Origin of the sequence: Shewanella inventionis (genome assembly GCF_019931735.1) — a bacterium.
Lineage (GTDB): Bacteria > Pseudomonadota > Gammaproteobacteria > Enterobacterales > Shewanellaceae > Shewanella > Shewanella inventionis.
Genome location: NZ_CP082926.1, coordinates 3,061,260 through 3,076,477 on the forward strand (window position 1 = coordinate 3,061,260; position 15,218 = coordinate 3,076,477).

Consider the following 15,218-nt stretch of genomic DNA (forward strand, 5'->3'; position numbering starts at 1 on the left):
CTTCAACATGTCTCACGACATTATAAGCAATGTTAGCCATTGAGAATGATCGCATTCTTGAATTTCATCTTTGTTTTTCCTGTTATTATAGTGCTTTAGGTTAATTAAAATTTTTTATTCCATCTGCTATGATAGTATTGGTTATTATATGAACTATTACTTTAGCAAAATGCCTTTCAGATAAACTCGCAATGAATGCACATGCTGTTTAAGGCGCTGATTGACAACTCGTAGGGAATGGATGTTTTATGGGCTTATCAAAATCCTTTCAACTGGTTCTATTTATTGTTTTCGGTATTTTACTATTCCGACTTTATTCGGTAGAAAATATTGAAGTACAAGAACAAGGTGAAATTGCACGCACACATTATGCGAAATATGTGCAAACCTACCGCAGCTGGGATAGCAGCGGCGAAGCCTTGTATCAGCAAATGTCAAAAGATTTTACTTTTCAATTTTTTCAATTTATCCATAGTACTGACAGTAATCTCAATTTCACCCATGGCAGTTTGCAACGTCAAGAGGATGATTTTGCAAGTAAGATTTTTAATATTGAACTAGGCCACATTGAAAACCTTTCTCATGCTCGCTTGCAGGTAAGATTAGATACCCCCAGTGTATTGTCTGCCAGTGTTCATGATTTAGAAGAAACAGCTGTGATCATCATTGGCATCTATATTGTGTTAATGCTGATGTTTGCTGTATTAGTGCAAATACATAAATCACGCATCAAGTATGCGGCCGAATACATTACTCACATCCCCGACTTATCATTTTTAGCCTTAGAGCGCTCACGTTTTCCTGGGGTTTTGCGCCCATTAGGAGATGCGCTAGAGGCCTGCCGCAGCCAATTAAAATTGAGTCTTGATCGTGTTAGAAAAGAAAATGAGCAACTGACAAAAGCCGCTTACCAAGATCCTGTCAGTGGTTTTTCTACTCGCCAACGTTTTACACAACATTTAGAAGAGTTGAGTCAGTCAGATAAACAACAATACGGTGTATTGCTTATGGTAAAGGCGGCTGAACTGGCTAACATTAACCAATTGCACGGGCGTGCAGCGGGAGATGACTATTTAGCAAAGTTAGCCAATTGCATTCGAAAAGCGGTTTCATCATTAGGTGTAAATGAGTGCTTTAGAGTATCAAGTGGTGATTTTGCTGTATTTATTGACAGTCTGACACTAAAAGAAGGTGAAAAGTATTTAGACATACTCAAACGTCACCTAGATGAATATGCCCAAAGTACTCGCAGTGATTCAATCGCCCATGCCGGCATGGTGCCGTATAAAGAAGGTTGCGAGCCTCTCGCGTTAATGGCCTTAGCTGATACCGCAGTCAGTATTGCACAAACACTGGGCCCTAACCGTTATTATCAATTAGAAAAGCTCTCCGGTGATGAGCAACTCGGTGAAGATCATTGGAAATTAACCATCGATGATTTAATCAATCGTCGAAGTATCAATTTTTACCAACAGCCCATACAGCCTTGTAATAATCAAACCGATGTTTATCGTGAGTTATTAGCGCGCTTTTATAATGCCGAAGGTAAATATTTGCCAACCACTACGGTTATTGCAATGGCCGAGCGGTACAGCTTAAACGTTGAGCTTGATAAAATGATTGTTATTCAAACAATTAAAGTGCTCAGTGAAAATCCAACCATTGTCGGAAATGTAGGTGTTAACATCAGTGCATTATCGGCATTGCAAGACAATTTCACGATTTGGCTCAGAGACTTATTAACCAAACACCGTCACATAGCATGCCGAATTATTTTCGAATTGAATGAAGCGGGCATGCAAGCAAACCTAGTGTCTGGTCGACAATTTGTCAGCGAAATGCACAAGGTGGGTGCAAAAGTGGCCATTGAACGTTTTGGATTAGGGTTTACTTCATTTAAATTCTTTCGTGAAGTTCGCCCCGATTTCATCAAGTTAGACAGTAGTTACAGTGACAATATTGAACAAGATAACAACAATAAATTTTTTGTTCGTATGATGGTGGATATCGCAAAACGAATTAGCATTAAAGTGATTGCGACAGGAGTTGAAAAACAAGATGAAAAACTCACGTTAGAAAAATTATTAGTTGATGGTCTGCAAGGTTATTATATTGCCAAGCCTGAAGTTTTGGTCAAAAAACAGTAATAACTAAGTTACTATAATGTGAAATTTAGTGTTTTATTCTAAGGTTGAGCAATTTATGTTTAACCTTATTTTTTATCCGTTGTTTCTTAGGCCTAAACCTTAGATAATACTAAGATCTATTGGTCAAAAAAATGAAGCAATGACAGAGTACCTTCTTCTATTAATCGGTACCGTACTGGTTAATAACTTCGTCCTGGTGAAATTCTTAGGTCTATGCCCTTTTATGGGGGTGTCGAGTAAATTAGCGTCCGCCATTGGTATGTCGATGGCAACGACCTTTGTGCTCACTTTAGCCTCTATTTTAAGCTATCTCACCAATGAATTCTTATTACAACCATTTGACTTAATTTACTTAAGAACGATGAGTTTTATTTTAGTTATTGCAGTGGTAGTCCAATTTACCGAAATGGTCGTACAAAAAACCAGTGCATCACTCCATCGTGCCTTGGGCATTTACCTGCCGTTAATTACCACAAATTGTGCGGTATTGGGTGTTGCATTATTAAACGTAAACGAAGATCACAACTTTATACAATCTGCAATTTACGGTTTTGGTGCCGCAGTCGGGTTTTCATTAGTGCTGATTTTATTCTCAGCCATGCGCGAACGCTTGGCCGCGGCAGATGTCCCTCTTCCATTTAAAGGCGGCGCTATTGCAATGATCACCGCGGGGTTAATGTCTTTAGCGTTTATGGGGTTTGCGGGGCTAGTAAATTAATATGACAAGTATATTTATTGCCATTGCCGTATTAAGTTTATTGGCATTAGTGTTCGGCGTGATTTTAGGGTTTGCATCTAAAAAATTTAAAGTCGAAGGCAACCCAGTCATTGACCAAGTTGAAGCATTACTTCCACAAACTCAATGTGGTCAATGTGGCTACCCAGGTTGCAGGCCTTACGCAGAAGCCATTGCCAACGGCGATCATATCAACAAATGTCCACCTGGTGGCACCGCGACAATGGAAAAAATTGCCGAGCTAATGGGGGTTGATGAAGAACCATTAAATGCCGAAGCCCAATCTGCAGTCAAAAAAGTGGCCTACATCCGTGAAGATGAATGTATCGGCTGTACCAAATGTATACAGGCCTGCCCGGTTGATGCCATTTTAGGCGCAGGAAAACTTATGCACACGGTTATCGCTAAAGATTGCACCGGCTGTGATTTATGTGTTGAACCTTGTCCTGTTGATTGTATCGATATGATCCCAGTTGAAACAACAATACAAAATTGGGATTGGAAATTAAACACCATTCCCGTCAAGGTGATTCATTCTGAGCAAGAGGAACAAGCGTGTTAACCTTATTAGAACAACTTGATAAAGGATTCTTGTGGCAATCACCTGGTGGGATCCACCCACCTCAATTAAAAACATTGTCTAATCAATCTGCCATATCTCGCTTGCCACTTGCTAAACGCTTTATTGTGCCAGTGCCATTAGTCGGTGAGCAAGCCATCCTCACCGTCTCTGTAGGTGACAAGGTATTAAAAGGGCAAGCGTTAACTGAAGGCTCAGGTTTTACCTATTTACCTGTTCATGCCCCTACCTCAGGTCATATTATTGCCATTGAACAACATGCCAGTAACCATGCATCTGCATTACCCATATTAAGTTGTGTCATAGAAGCTGACGGGCTCGATACCTGGTGTGAGTTAACCTCAAGTAGCCTCGAGCAACTATCAAAAACTGAGATATTATCCAAGATCAAGCAGGCAGGTATTGCGGGTATGGGAGGCGCAGCTTTTCCAAGCCATGTAAAACTTAACCCAGCCAGCGAAATTGACTTAGTGATTATTAATGGTATTGAGTGCGAACCCTATATCACCTCAGACGACAGGTTAATGCGTGATCATAGCGATGAAATTTTAGCGGGTGTGGGGATCATTCATCACCTTCTTAATCCACAGCGGATCATCATCGCAATTGAAGACAATAAACCTGAAGCAGCTAAAAACATGCAAGCTGCAATTGAACGCTCATCGTTGCCAAAGGGGCAAATTAGAGTCACTGTTATACCAACGAAATACCCATCAGGTGGCGAAAAGCAATTAATTCAGATTATTACCGGTAAAGAAGTTCCCAGTGGTGCAATACCCGCTCAGCTCGGTATTGTTGTGCACAATGTCGGCACAGCCTACGCGATCCAAGATGCTATTTACCATGGAAAACCCCTGGTTGAACGGGTCGTGACACTCACTGGCGAAAATATCGCTAAACCCGGTAATTATTGGCTACCCCTAGGTACAACCGTTGCTGATGCATTACAGGCTGTCGATTTTAAGCCATCAACACAGCAGAAAGTCATTGTGGGTGGGCCTATGATGGGTTATGCACTGGCTGATTTAGATGTGCCTATTTTAAAAGGGACTAACTGTTTGTTAGTGCCCAGTCCTGAAGAAATCGCACCCGACACCACTGAAAAAGCCTGTATTCGTTGTGGAGAGTGTGCAGTCGCCTGCCCTGCACTATTATTACCACAACAACTTTTTTGGCATGCAAAAGCACAGGAATATGACAAAGCCGCCAGTTTTAACCTAAAAGATTGCATTGAATGTGGTTGTTGCAGTTATGTTTGCCCAAGTGATATTCCATTAGTTGAATATTATCGTGTGGCTAAATCTGCATTAAAAACAGCGGCTGAAGAAAAACGTCAAGCAGAGCAAGCAAAAATCCGCTTCGAAGCGCGTTTACAGCGTTTAGAAGATGAAAAAAATGCACGTGAAGCCAAAGCAAAAGAAGCCGCCGCTAAGCGCCAAGCCAATATGAAGTCAAGTGACAAAGATGCTGTCGCTGCTGCAATGGCAAGAATAGCCGCAAAAAAAGCACAAGCAGAGTCAAACACAAGTGTTTCTGAAGCACCAACTGTTACTACACAAACAGCTATCGATCCCAAAAAAGCCTCTGTCAACGCAGCCATTGAACGCGCCAAAGCTAAAAAAGCTGCTCAAGCGGATACCAGTAATGTTAAGGCAACAGAGCACACTGACGCACTGCTCGATAATATAAACGCAGATGATGTAAAAACGGATGACAAACAAGCTAAAGTTGCAGCAGCAATTGCGCGCGCCAAAGCCAAAAAAGCGGCTCAAGCTAATGATGTCATTTCCAGCCAAACTGACGCCATAACGGGATCTGAGCACAATAAGGACCAAGTGACGCCACCTGATGATAAACAGGCACGCGTCGCAGCCGCAGTAGCAAGAGCAAAAGCGAAAAAGCTGGCTCAAGCAGCGGCTAATTCGTCAGTGGCTGACCCAATTGCCACACCCGATGCAAATGTTCCAACTGAGTCAACTGATCCAACTGATGCAAATGATTCAAGTGCTGATCATTCAACTGAACCGCTTACATCAAGTGAAAATGCTATAGAACCACAAACTGCAGACTCAAGTGTGAGTGATAAACAGGCACGCGTCGCAGCTGCTGTGGCCAAAGCAAAAGCGAAAAAGCTGGCTCAAGCAGCGGCTAATTCGTCAGTGGCTGACCCAATTGCCACAACCGATGCAACTGTTCCAACTGATGCAAATGATTCAAGTGCTGATCATTCAACTGAACCGCTTACATCAAGTGAAAATGCTATAGAACCACAAACTGCAGACTCAAGTGTGAGTGATAAACAGGCACGCGTCGCAGCTGCTGTGGCCAAAGCAAAAGCGAAAAAGCTGGCTCAGGTTGCTGAAGATAATCAGGACCAAAGTCTTGAGAACCAACATAATGAGCAACACAATGAGCAACACACGGAGATGAGCACAGCGCTCTCTCCAGAACAAGCCAAAAAAGCTAAGGTTGCTGCGGCAGTCGCCAAAGCAAAAGCGAAAAAACTCGCTAAAAGTGCTGAGCAAGAGGAACAATAAACATGGCATTTAAAATTGCCTCATCCCCACATGTGAGTACCAGTTTACACACAAATACCGTGATGAAACGAGTCGCATTGTGTCTTATTCCTGGCCTTGTGGTTCAAAGCTATTATTTTGGTTTTGGCACATTAATACAATTATTACTGGCTGTGAGTACTGCATACCTTGCAGAAGCTGCCGTGATGAAGCTACGCAATAAAAACATCAAAGCAACATTGAGCGATAACAGTGCATTGGTTACAGCAGCGCTACTTGCTGTTGCTATTCCGCCATTAGCCCCCTGGTGGTTAATTGTCATTGGTACCCTGTTTGCCATTGTCATCGTTAAACAACTTTATGGTGGCTTAGGCAATAATGTCTTTAATCCTGCTATGGCAGCTTATGTACTGTTATTGATATCGTTTCCTGTTCAAATGACATCATGGATAGCCCCACAAACGATAGCGTTAAATCATGCTGATATATTGAGCAGCCTATTCAGTATATTTGAGTTCAGGCATTCATTTTTGGCGGAGCACTTTCAGCTCAGTATTGATGGCACAACAATGGCAACCCCACTTGATACACTCAAAACTGATTTATCGATGGGCTTAACCACCACAGAAAGCATGACAAAACCAATATTCTCTGGCATGGCCGCTGAAGGCTGGTTTTGGGTTAATATGGCTTACCTTATAGGTGGTGCCATCATGCTCAAATTAAAGGTGATTCGTTGGCATATCAGTATTGCGATATTGGCCAGTTTATTTGTGTGTGCAAGCTTTGGCTATTTAATCAGTCCAGATACCTTTGTTAGCCCGTTAATGCACCTATTTAGTGGTGGCACCATGCTGGCGGCATTTTTTATTGCAACAGATCCAGTGACTGCAGCCACCAGCCCACGTGGACGTTTAATCTTTGGCGCAATGATAGGTGTGCTTATTTATGTTATTCGTACCTTTGGAGGGTACCCTGATGCAGTGGCATTTGCGGTATTACTGGCAAATATGTGCGCACCATTTATTGACTACTATGTGCGCCCTCGTAGTTACGGCCACCGCACAGGAAATTAATCATGACCATAAACGAAAACCCAATGATTAAAAATGGCTTGTTATTAGGTCTATTTGCCTTGTGTTGTACCGGTTTAGTGGCCCTTGTCAACGCCCTGACCCAAGACACCATTGCCTTGCAGCAACAAAAGCAACTAACAGAAACCTTAACTCAGGTGATCCCAACTGCGTTACATGATAACGCCTTATTTGAGCAGTGCATTTTAGTTCATTCACCAGAATTACTGGGAAGTGACACGTCATTGCCCGCTTATTTGGCTTATAAGAATCAACAACCCGTGGCTATTGCCATTGAAGCAATCGCACCAGATGGTTATAACGGTGAAATGAAGCTCATTATTGGGGTTGATAATAACGGCCAGGTATTAGGCGTGCGCACACTATCGCATCAAGAAACCCCAGGCCTGGGTGACAAAATTGAACTGCGAAAATCAGATTGGGTCACTCATTTTAGTGGCAAAATGTTTAACAACAATCCTGAGCAGTGGAAAGTCAAAAAAGACGGTGGCCAGTTTGATCAATTCACCGGCGCCACAATTACCCCTAGAGCGTATGTAAAAGCGGTTGCAAAAGCATTGAGTTTTGTTGAACAAAACCGCCAGGCCTTATATCAAAGTCATGTTAAGTGCGAGGGTAACCATGAGTAATTATCGCGATATTGCCAGCCAAGGCTTGTGGAAAAACAATCCCGGCTTAGTACAGTTACTTGGCTTATGTCCTCTATTAGCAGTAACAGCCACCATTACCAATGCTCTGGGTCTTGGCGTTGCAACCTTACTGGTATTAGTCGGTTCAAACATTTTAGTCTCACTGGTGCGTGATTATGTCCCAAAAGAAATCCGCATTCCTGTATTTGTGATGATCATTGCCGCATTGGTAACCTGCGTACAATTGCTTATCAACGCCTACGCGTACAACTTATACCTATCGCTTGGAATATTTTTGCCGCTAATTGTGACAAACTGCATTATCATCGGTCGCGCTGAAGCGTTTGCATCACGCAACACTCTAGCCCACTCCGCATTCGATGGTTTTATGATGGGTTTAGGATTTACGGCGGTATTAGTGGTATTGGGAGCAAGCCGAGAATTATTAGGCCAAGGCACGCTATTTGATGGTGCCGATTTGTTACTAGGTGAATGGGCCAGCAGTTTAACTATCCAAGTTTGGCAAGTCGATACCCCCTTCTTACTTGCAATGTTGCCACCTGGAGCATTTATTGCGATGGGATTATTGATCGCATTAAAAAATGTTATCGACAGCAAAATAAAAGCAAGACAACCTAAACCAGAGTCGGTCGCAGTAACCCGAGCAAGGATCACCAAGGTAAGTTAACAAAACATTATGAATAAAGAAAAACGCATTCAGATCTTAACGCGATTACGAGATAACAATCCAAAGCCTGAAACTGAGTTGAATTTTTCAAGCCCTTTTGAATTGTTAGTGGCGGTCACCTTGTCGGCACAGGCTACGGATGTCAGCGTAAACAAAGCAACAGACAAACTGTTTCCCGTGGCTAACACGGCACAAGCAATTTATGATCTTGGTGTTGATGGACTAAAAGAATATATTAAAACCATTGGTTTATATAACAACAAAGCCATTAACGTCATTAACGCCTGTAAAATGCTAATTGATTTACACGGCGGTGAAGTACCCGAAAATCGCGAAGCCTTAGAAGCCCTGCCCGGTGTAGGTAGAAAAACAGCCAACGTGGTACTTAACACGGCATTTGGCTGGCCAACAATAGCCGTCGACACCCACATCGACCGCGTATCTAACCGTACTAAATTTGCCATGGGTAAAAATGTAGTTGAGGTCGAAAAAAAGCTTTTAAAAGTAGTACCTGCCGAATTCAAAGTAGACGTACACCATTGGCTCATTCTACACGGCCGTTATGTATGCACTGCCCGTAAACCAAAATGTGGTTCATGTATTATTGAAGACTTGTGTGAGTTTAAAGATAAAACGGAGTAAAATTGGATCTGCATAGAGCCAATTTCCATTTTCAAAATGCTATTTCATGTGTTGAGAAATTTAGAACTCTTTAAATTAATTTCCTTACATATCAATTTCGGTGCGATTACGTCCTTTTTCTTTAGCTAAATACAGAGCTTTGTCCGCACGCTTTAGCACTTTATATAATAACTCATTCTCTCCTAGCTCTTTTTTATCCAAACTGGTTACACCAATGCTAACAGTTAAATTTTTATTGTTTGGTAAAACGATTAATTGAAATTTTTCGTGAAGGCGAGAAGAAAAATGTTCAGCATTAGTAATGTCTGAGTTGTATAAAATGATTAAAAACTCTTCTCCTCCCCACCGAGCCAATATATCCGTATTTCTTGAAACCTCTTTTAAGGTATTTGATAACTCAATTAATATCTCATCGCCTACTTCATGACCAAAGTTATCATTAATGCCTTTAAACCAATCTATATCGATTATTAAAAATGATATTGGAATAAACGAGCGTGTAAGCTGCTGTTGCATTTTCAAAAAATCATCAGCAGCGGCTCGGCGGTTAAGTAAAGAGGTTAACGGATCCTTACGTGATAACAATAACAGCTCTTCATTTTGCGTTTCTAAATGCTTTCTTGTTAATAGTAATTCTTGATAAAGTTTATCCCTATCTTCAGCGGTATAGATAGACCAATACAAGATTGAGCCCACCAGGCGGACATTCGCAACCGCTGGGACTTTTTTAGTTTGCCCACCAATCAAAGTTATTTGAACTTCGTTGCACTGGCCATTCTTGAGCAACTCAGGGTGAATATAACTTTCAAAAAAGATCCACGAAGCCTTAGATATAAGATCAAACACCGTGATACTTGTATCAGGGGAAATACCAAGAATGTCAATTGCATACTGGTTTGCATAGCCTAGGTGGTTATTTTCCAAGTCGGTTGAGAGAAGTAAACAAGGAAATAAATCTGGAGAAACCTTATTCAATCAATAAACCTTAGAAGAGCGTTGTAAACTGCTTCTGGCTTTGTCATATGTAAACAGTGACCATGGGCGTCTATAATATTTAGTTTAGAGTTTAAGATCTGACTCTGCATATAGCAACCTATTTCTTGAGACGCTAGATTGTCATTGCTGCTTTGCAGGATTAATGATGGAACTGTCAATTGTAATAACGCCGCTCTGTCATCAGAGAAAAAGGTGGCTTCAGCAAAAGGTTTTGCATATTTAGGATCCGTAGAACAAAAGCTGTTCTCTAACTCTTTGATGTATTCTGAGTCATTATTCTCACCCATTACAAGAGGAGCTAGGTAATTTGCCCATCCTATGTAATTTTTGTCCATAAGGTTGATGAGTTCCACTAAATCCTCTTTTTCAAAACCACCTAAATATTCTGGTGGAAAGTTTAAGAAACAAGGAGAAGGACATACCATAACCAAATGAGAAAAAAGTGAAGGGGATAAAATAGCTGCACGCATGCCAATAATGCTGCTTACAGAGTGCCCTATAAAGATAACATTTTCCAAACTCAATGCTTCACATACTTCTATTACGTCATGTGCATAGCCTTTTAGAGTCGAGTATCTCGTTTTGTCATATGAAGATAAATCGGATTTTCCGCAACCAACGTAGTCAAATAAAATAACCTTATAATTTTTTTCAAGCATAGGTGTCAAAAAGCGCCACATTTGTTGATCACAGCCAAAACCATGAGCGAGCATAATTGTTTTTTCACCTTGCCCAATAACGTTAACATTGTTTCTTAATTTAATATCGAGGTTTGAAATCATTTAAAGGTTACTCAACTGATTAATGTTTAACAGAGTTACTATTACAAAATTTTTAAGTATTAGCTGGTATCGAAATACAGTATAAGCTCATTTATGCAAAAAAAGTTAAATTCCCTCCCTTGTGCAAAAAATTATCTGGTAAGCTTAATTCCTCTATATCTACTTTCCTTATCTTTTGGCTGGCCAACAATAGCCGTAGACACGCACATTTTTCGCATGTCAAACAGGACTAAATTTGCACCAGGCAAAAATGTCGACCAAGTTGAACAAAAAATGCTAAAAGTGGTACCTGCAGAGTTTAAAGTCGATGTGCACCATTGGTTTATTCTGCATGGTCGCTACACCTGCCTAGCACGTAAACCTCGCTGTGGTTCTTGTATTATCGAAGACTTGTGCGAGTTTAAAGAAAAGGTTTATCCAGAGGATTAACTAAAACAATAAAGGCCAAAACACTTTGTATGTTTTGGCCTTTATTCAGTAATTTATTGTAGGTTAACTCATCAACTAACATGCAATAAACTCATGTTTTTCTGCTACATCAAACAGTATGTAGCGCTAGCAATGGAGCTTATTGTTGCTTAATACATTGCAACAAAAAATGCGCTAAAACAAATTGCGATTACAACGGTAGTGCCTAAGGCCATTTTTAATTCTGTAGTCATTCTCTTGCCTCCAAGTAGGTATAAGTGGAGAATAACGCCTTTTGCTTATGAACCCAAAACATATCATCACAAATGTGAGCTAAAGCAAAAAAATGTCCATTCATTACTGAACTAACAGCGATTTCAATCGCAGATAATCCACTGTATTGACGCGCGAATCTTTTCATTGTCATCAGAGCTTGTTAAAGTCAGATTTATTTTAAATAAGAGAGTAAAACATGTCGCAACTACTTCACACTATGATCCGCGTTGGCGATTTAGACCGCAGCATTCATTTTTATACCAATGTAATGGGAATGAAGCTATTACGAAAATCTGAAAACCCTGAATATAAATATACCCTGGCATTCGTGGGTTTTGGTGAAGAAACCACAGGCCAGGCTGTGATTGAATTAACCTATAACTGGGGTGTTGACAGTTATGACTTAGGCAATGGCTTTGGCCATTTAGCTATTGGTGAAGAAGACATTTATGCACGTTGTGATGCGATAACACAAGCCGGTGGTAAAGTGACACGAGCGCCAGGCCCTGTTGCTGGTGGCACAACAGAAATCGCCTTTGTTGAAGATCCAGACGGATACAAAATAGAATTAATCCAGAAAAAGTCAGCAACTGCGGCATTAGGTTAATTACGACATCAACACCAACAAAATACAAAGCCAGCTAAATGCTGGCTTTGTTATTACAATGAGCAGGTGTTATATCACACAACTCAACCATGTTTACTCAGGCTTGACCAAACTAAAATGCTCATAGGCTCGTTGTGTTGCTATACGCCCTCTTGGTGTGCGCTGAATAAAACCTTGTTGAATTAAAAATGGCTCGAGCACATCTTCAATGGTTTCTCTGTCTTCACCAATGGCTGCGGCAAGGTTATCTAATCCTACTGGCCCGCCCATAAATTTATCGATAATCGCTAACAGCAGTTTTCGGTCTAAGTAATCAAAACCTTGCATATCAACATCAAGTAAATCAAGCGCATACTCAGCCACTTTTTGGGTCACTTTGCCATCGTGTTTAACTTCAGCGTAGTCTCTAACGCGGCGCAATAAACGATTAGCAATCCGCGGCGTTCCGCGTGAGCGAGTGGCAATTTCAATCGCGCCTTGTTCATCAATTTCTAACGCCATCACTTTTGCAGAGCGAGTCACAATGGTGGTGAGATCTTTAACGTTATAAAACTCTAACCGAAGTGGAATACCAAAACGTGCCCGCAGAGGTGAAGTTAACGCGCCGGCTCGGGTTGTTGCCCCAACAAGGGTAAAAGGGGGTAAATCGAGTTTAATTGAACGTGCTGCAGGGCCTTCACCAATCATAATGTCGAGTTGATAATCTTCCATTGCGGGATATAAAATCTCTTCAACGACAGGGCTTAAACGATGAATTTCATCGATAAACAACACATCACCTTGTTCAAGGTTGGTAAGCAGTGCGGCGAGATCGCCTGCTTTTTCAAGTACTGGGCCTGAGGTAGATTTAATATTCACGCCCATTTCATTCGCCACAATCATGGCAAGGGTTGTTTTACCAAGCCCTGGCGGGCCAAATATCAACATATGATCTAAAGCTTCGCCGCGATTAATTGCAGCCTGAATAAATACTTTAAGCTGTGCACGGGTATCATCTTGTCCGGTATATTCATCCAACATTTTAGGCCGCATAGCTCGGTCAATTAATTCATCTTGACCTTGTACTTGCGGTTGGATCAGGCGATCTGCTTCAATCATTTATCGATACCCTAAAGATATGTGTAACGCGTTATAACATTGACTTTAACGCTGCTTTAATCAGCGTTTCTGAGCTCATGCCTTCAGCAAATGCTGCTGAAACAGCTTTGCTTGCCTGCGCCGGTTTGTAGCCTAATGATAGCAATGCTGAAATGGCATCTTCTTCTGCGCTGTCTACAACAGGAGCCGGTTTGTAGTTGCTTTGTAGCATAAACTCTCTTTCAGATCCGACTGACGCTTCGAGCAAGCTTTTGAGTTTATCACGCATTTCTATCACTAAACGCTCAGCGGTTTTCTTACCCACACCAGGTAATTTCACCAACGTGACAATATCATCACGTTCAACACAAGACACAAATTCACTGGCCGTCATGCCAGATAAAATCGTTAATGCAAGCTTAGGCCCAACGCCATTGGTTTTTATCAAGAGACGAAATAAAGCCCGCTCTTGTTTAGTAATAAAGCCATATAATAACTGCGCATCTTCACGCACCACAAAATGAGTAAAAAGCATGGTGGGATGATTCAGCTCTGGCAGTTCATAAAAACTGGTCATAGGAACTTGCAGCTCATAACCAACGCCATTAACGTCGAGTACAATTTCAGGCGCTTGTTTTTCAACTAAAATACCACTTAGACGACCAATCATTTATATCTTCCGTATGTTCTGCTGCTAGCCTTACCGCCCATGGCAATAAGACTCTGATAAGTATGAAAATGACAAACCGCAACCCCTAACGCATCTGCGGCATCGGCTTGAGGCGCCGCAGGTAATTTTAACAGTTGTTTTATCATGTGTTGTACTTGTGCTTTTTGCGCTCGGCCAGTGCCTACTACGGCACTTTTAATTTGCGTTGCGCTGTATTCAGCAACAGGTAAATTGGCACACGTTGCCGCAACGATAGCCGCGCCACGCGCTTGTCCTAACTTGAGCGCAGAATCAGCATTTTTTGCCATAAAAACGCGCTCAATTGCAAACTCATTGGGTTGATACTGAGTAATGATTTCGGTTAGGCCTGAAAAAATCTGCTGTAAGCGCTGAGGTAGATCATCTGCTGATGTACGAATACACCCACTGCCTAAATAAATTTGTTGTCTGCCTTGGCATTGGATCACACCATAACCGGTAATACGCGATCCAGGATCGACCCCTAATATAATCATAGATTATCTAATGCTTCCATTACGTCATTAGAAATCTCAGCGTTATGATACACTTCTTGTACATCATCGTGATCTTCTAAGGTATCAATTAAGCGTAAAAATTTCTCTGCGGTTTCAAGATCTAACTCAGCTTTAGTCGATGCCACCATGGTAACTTCTGCATTAATTGAGCTAAGCGAGCCATTATCTAATGCATCTTTTACTTTACCAAAGGTTTCAGGGCTGGTGAACACATCCATTGCACCATCATCATGAGTCACCACATCATCTGCGCCCGCATCCAAGGCCAGCTCCATCAGTGTGTCTTCATCTATGCTGTTATCATAGGAAATAACACCTAATTTAGTGAATAAATACGCTACAGATCCATCTGTACCCAGGTTGCCACCTGATTTGTTAAATGCATTACGTACGCCAGACACTGTGCGGTTACGGTTATCAGTCATGGTTTCTACCATCACAGCTGTACCACCAGGCCCATAACCTTCATAAATTATCGTTTCAAGTTGCTGGCCATCAACTTCGCCCGCACCTCTTTTGATGGCACGCTCTACCGTGTCGCGAGTCATATTATTTGATAACGCTTTGTCAATTGCAGCCCGAAGCCTTGGGTTTGCATCCGGATCTGAGCCCCCCTCTCTGGCAGCAACGGTCAGTTCGCGGATAAATTTAGTAAATAACTTGCCGCGTTTAGCATCTTGCGCGGCTTTACGGTGTTTGATGTTGGCCCATTTACTGTGCCCTGCCATGTAAAGCTCCTTTTTCATGCAAGTAGAACATATTACTCGTAAAAAACATACCGAGGCAGCAGCCTCGGTATGTGGTGCTCTTTAAGAGCGATTTATACTGAACGGT

The 15,218-nt window shown here is 41.6% G+C and carries 15 protein-coding genes and 1 pseudogene; 10 read left to right on the top strand and 6 right to left on the bottom strand.

The window, feature by feature from the left end; all coding sequences use genetic code 11:
• Positions 1-248: 248 nt before the first annotated feature.
• The 8 genes from K8B83_RS13540 (at position 249) to nth (ending at position 9,032) form a co-directional block, all read left to right on the top strand.
• Positions 249-2,147 carry an EAL domain-containing protein gene (locus K8B83_RS13540; RefSeq protein ID WP_223417419.1) on the top strand — a complete coding sequence of 633 codons (1,899 nt, stop codon included), beginning with the start codon at positions 249-251 and terminating at the stop codon, positions 2,145-2,147.
• A 139-nt stretch (positions 2,148-2,286) separates the two neighbouring features.
• Positions 2,287-2,865, top strand: coding sequence for an electron transport complex subunit RsxA (gene rsxA / locus K8B83_RS13545; protein WP_188736875.1), 579 nt, complete (start codon positions 2,287-2,289; stop codon positions 2,863-2,865).
• A gap of 1 nt (position 2,866) precedes the next feature.
• A complete protein-coding gene (gene rsxB / locus K8B83_RS13550; RefSeq protein ID WP_223417420.1) occupies positions 2,867-3,445 on the top strand; it encodes an electron transport complex subunit RsxB in 579 nt (192 codons plus the stop codon).
• Complete coding sequence (rsxC, locus tag K8B83_RS13555) at positions 3,439-6,000, top strand: electron transport complex subunit RsxC (RefSeq protein WP_223417421.1); 2,562 nt, start codon at positions 3,439-3,441, stop codon at positions 5,998-6,000. The genes rsxB and rsxC overlap by 7 nt, the downstream gene beginning before the upstream one ends.
• 2 nt (positions 6,001-6,002) lie before the next feature.
• Positions 6,003-7,055: an electron transport complex subunit RsxD gene (rsxD, locus tag K8B83_RS13560; protein WP_223417422.1), complete on the top strand. Its 1,053-nt coding sequence runs from the start codon at positions 6,003-6,005 to the stop codon at positions 7,053-7,055.
• A 23-nt stretch (positions 7,056-7,078) separates the two neighbouring features.
• Positions 7,079-7,702 (top strand): electron transport complex subunit RsxG, encoded by a 624-nt coding sequence (gene rsxG, locus K8B83_RS13565; RefSeq protein WP_223420066.1) that lies wholly within the window; start codon positions 7,079-7,081, stop codon positions 7,700-7,702.
• The gene (locus tag K8B83_RS13570) at positions 7,695-8,390 is read left to right on the top strand and encodes an electron transport complex subunit E (RefSeq protein WP_223417423.1); all 696 of its coding nucleotides are present in this window, start codon (positions 7,695-7,697) and stop codon (positions 8,388-8,390) included. Before rsxG ends, K8B83_RS13570 begins: the two co-directional genes overlap by 8 nt.
• 9 nt (positions 8,391-8,399) lie before the next feature.
• Complete coding sequence (nth, locus tag K8B83_RS13575) at positions 8,400-9,032, top strand: endonuclease III (protein WP_223417424.1); 633 nt, start codon at positions 8,400-8,402, stop codon at positions 9,030-9,032.
• Between the two features lie 84 nt (positions 9,033-9,116).
• On the opposite strand, the gene K8B83_RS13580 is transcribed toward nth, so the two are convergent.
• Together K8B83_RS13580 and K8B83_RS13585 are read right to left on the bottom strand one after the other, a co-directional pair.
• Complete coding sequence (locus K8B83_RS13580) at positions 9,117-10,007, bottom strand: GGDEF domain-containing protein (RefSeq protein WP_223417425.1); 891 nt, start codon at positions 10,005-10,007, stop codon at positions 9,117-9,119.
• Entirely contained in the window at positions 10,004-10,810 is an 807-nt protein-coding gene (locus K8B83_RS13585; protein ID WP_223417426.1) for an alpha/beta fold hydrolase, read from the bottom strand. The genes K8B83_RS13580 and K8B83_RS13585 overlap by 4 nt, the downstream gene beginning before the upstream one ends.
• A 96-nt stretch (positions 10,811-10,906) precedes the next feature.
• Here K8B83_RS13585 and K8B83_RS13590 point away from each other — a divergent pair.
• Positions 10,907-11,239 (top strand): annotated as a pseudogene (locus K8B83_RS13590) (endonuclease III); the annotation flags it as partial.
• Between the two features lie 451 nt (positions 11,240-11,690).
• Positions 11,691-12,101 (top strand): lactoylglutathione lyase, encoded by a 411-nt coding sequence (gene gloA, locus K8B83_RS13595; protein ID WP_223417427.1) that lies wholly within the window; start codon positions 11,691-11,693, stop codon positions 12,099-12,101.
• A 93-nt stretch (positions 12,102-12,194) separates the two neighbouring features.
• Here gloA and ruvB read toward each other — a convergent pair whose 3' ends face one another.
• The 4 genes from ruvB to K8B83_RS13615 are packed head-to-tail and all read right to left on the bottom strand — an operon-like array spanning position 12,195 to position 15,112.
• A complete protein-coding gene (gene ruvB / locus K8B83_RS13600) occupies positions 12,195-13,199 on the bottom strand; it encodes a Holliday junction branch migration DNA helicase RuvB (protein WP_188736889.1) in 1,005 nt (334 codons plus the stop codon).
• A gap of 31 nt (positions 13,200-13,230) precedes the next feature.
• The gene (gene ruvA / locus K8B83_RS13605) at positions 13,231-13,848 is read right to left on the bottom strand and encodes a Holliday junction branch migration protein RuvA (RefSeq protein WP_188736891.1); all 618 of its coding nucleotides are present in this window, start codon (positions 13,846-13,848) and stop codon (positions 13,231-13,233) included.
• Positions 13,845-14,363 carry a crossover junction endodeoxyribonuclease RuvC gene (ruvC, locus tag K8B83_RS13610; RefSeq protein ID WP_188736893.1) on the bottom strand — a complete coding sequence of 173 codons (519 nt, stop codon included), beginning with the start codon at positions 14,361-14,363 and terminating at the stop codon, positions 13,845-13,847. The genes ruvA and ruvC overlap by 4 nt, the downstream gene beginning before the upstream one ends.
• Positions 14,360-15,112 carry a YebC/PmpR family DNA-binding transcriptional regulator gene (locus K8B83_RS13615; protein ID WP_188736895.1) on the bottom strand — a complete coding sequence of 251 codons (753 nt, stop codon included), beginning with the start codon at positions 15,110-15,112 and terminating at the stop codon, positions 14,360-14,362. Before K8B83_RS13615 ends, ruvC begins: the two co-directional genes overlap by 4 nt.
• Between the last annotated feature and the right edge of the window lie 106 nt (positions 15,113-15,218).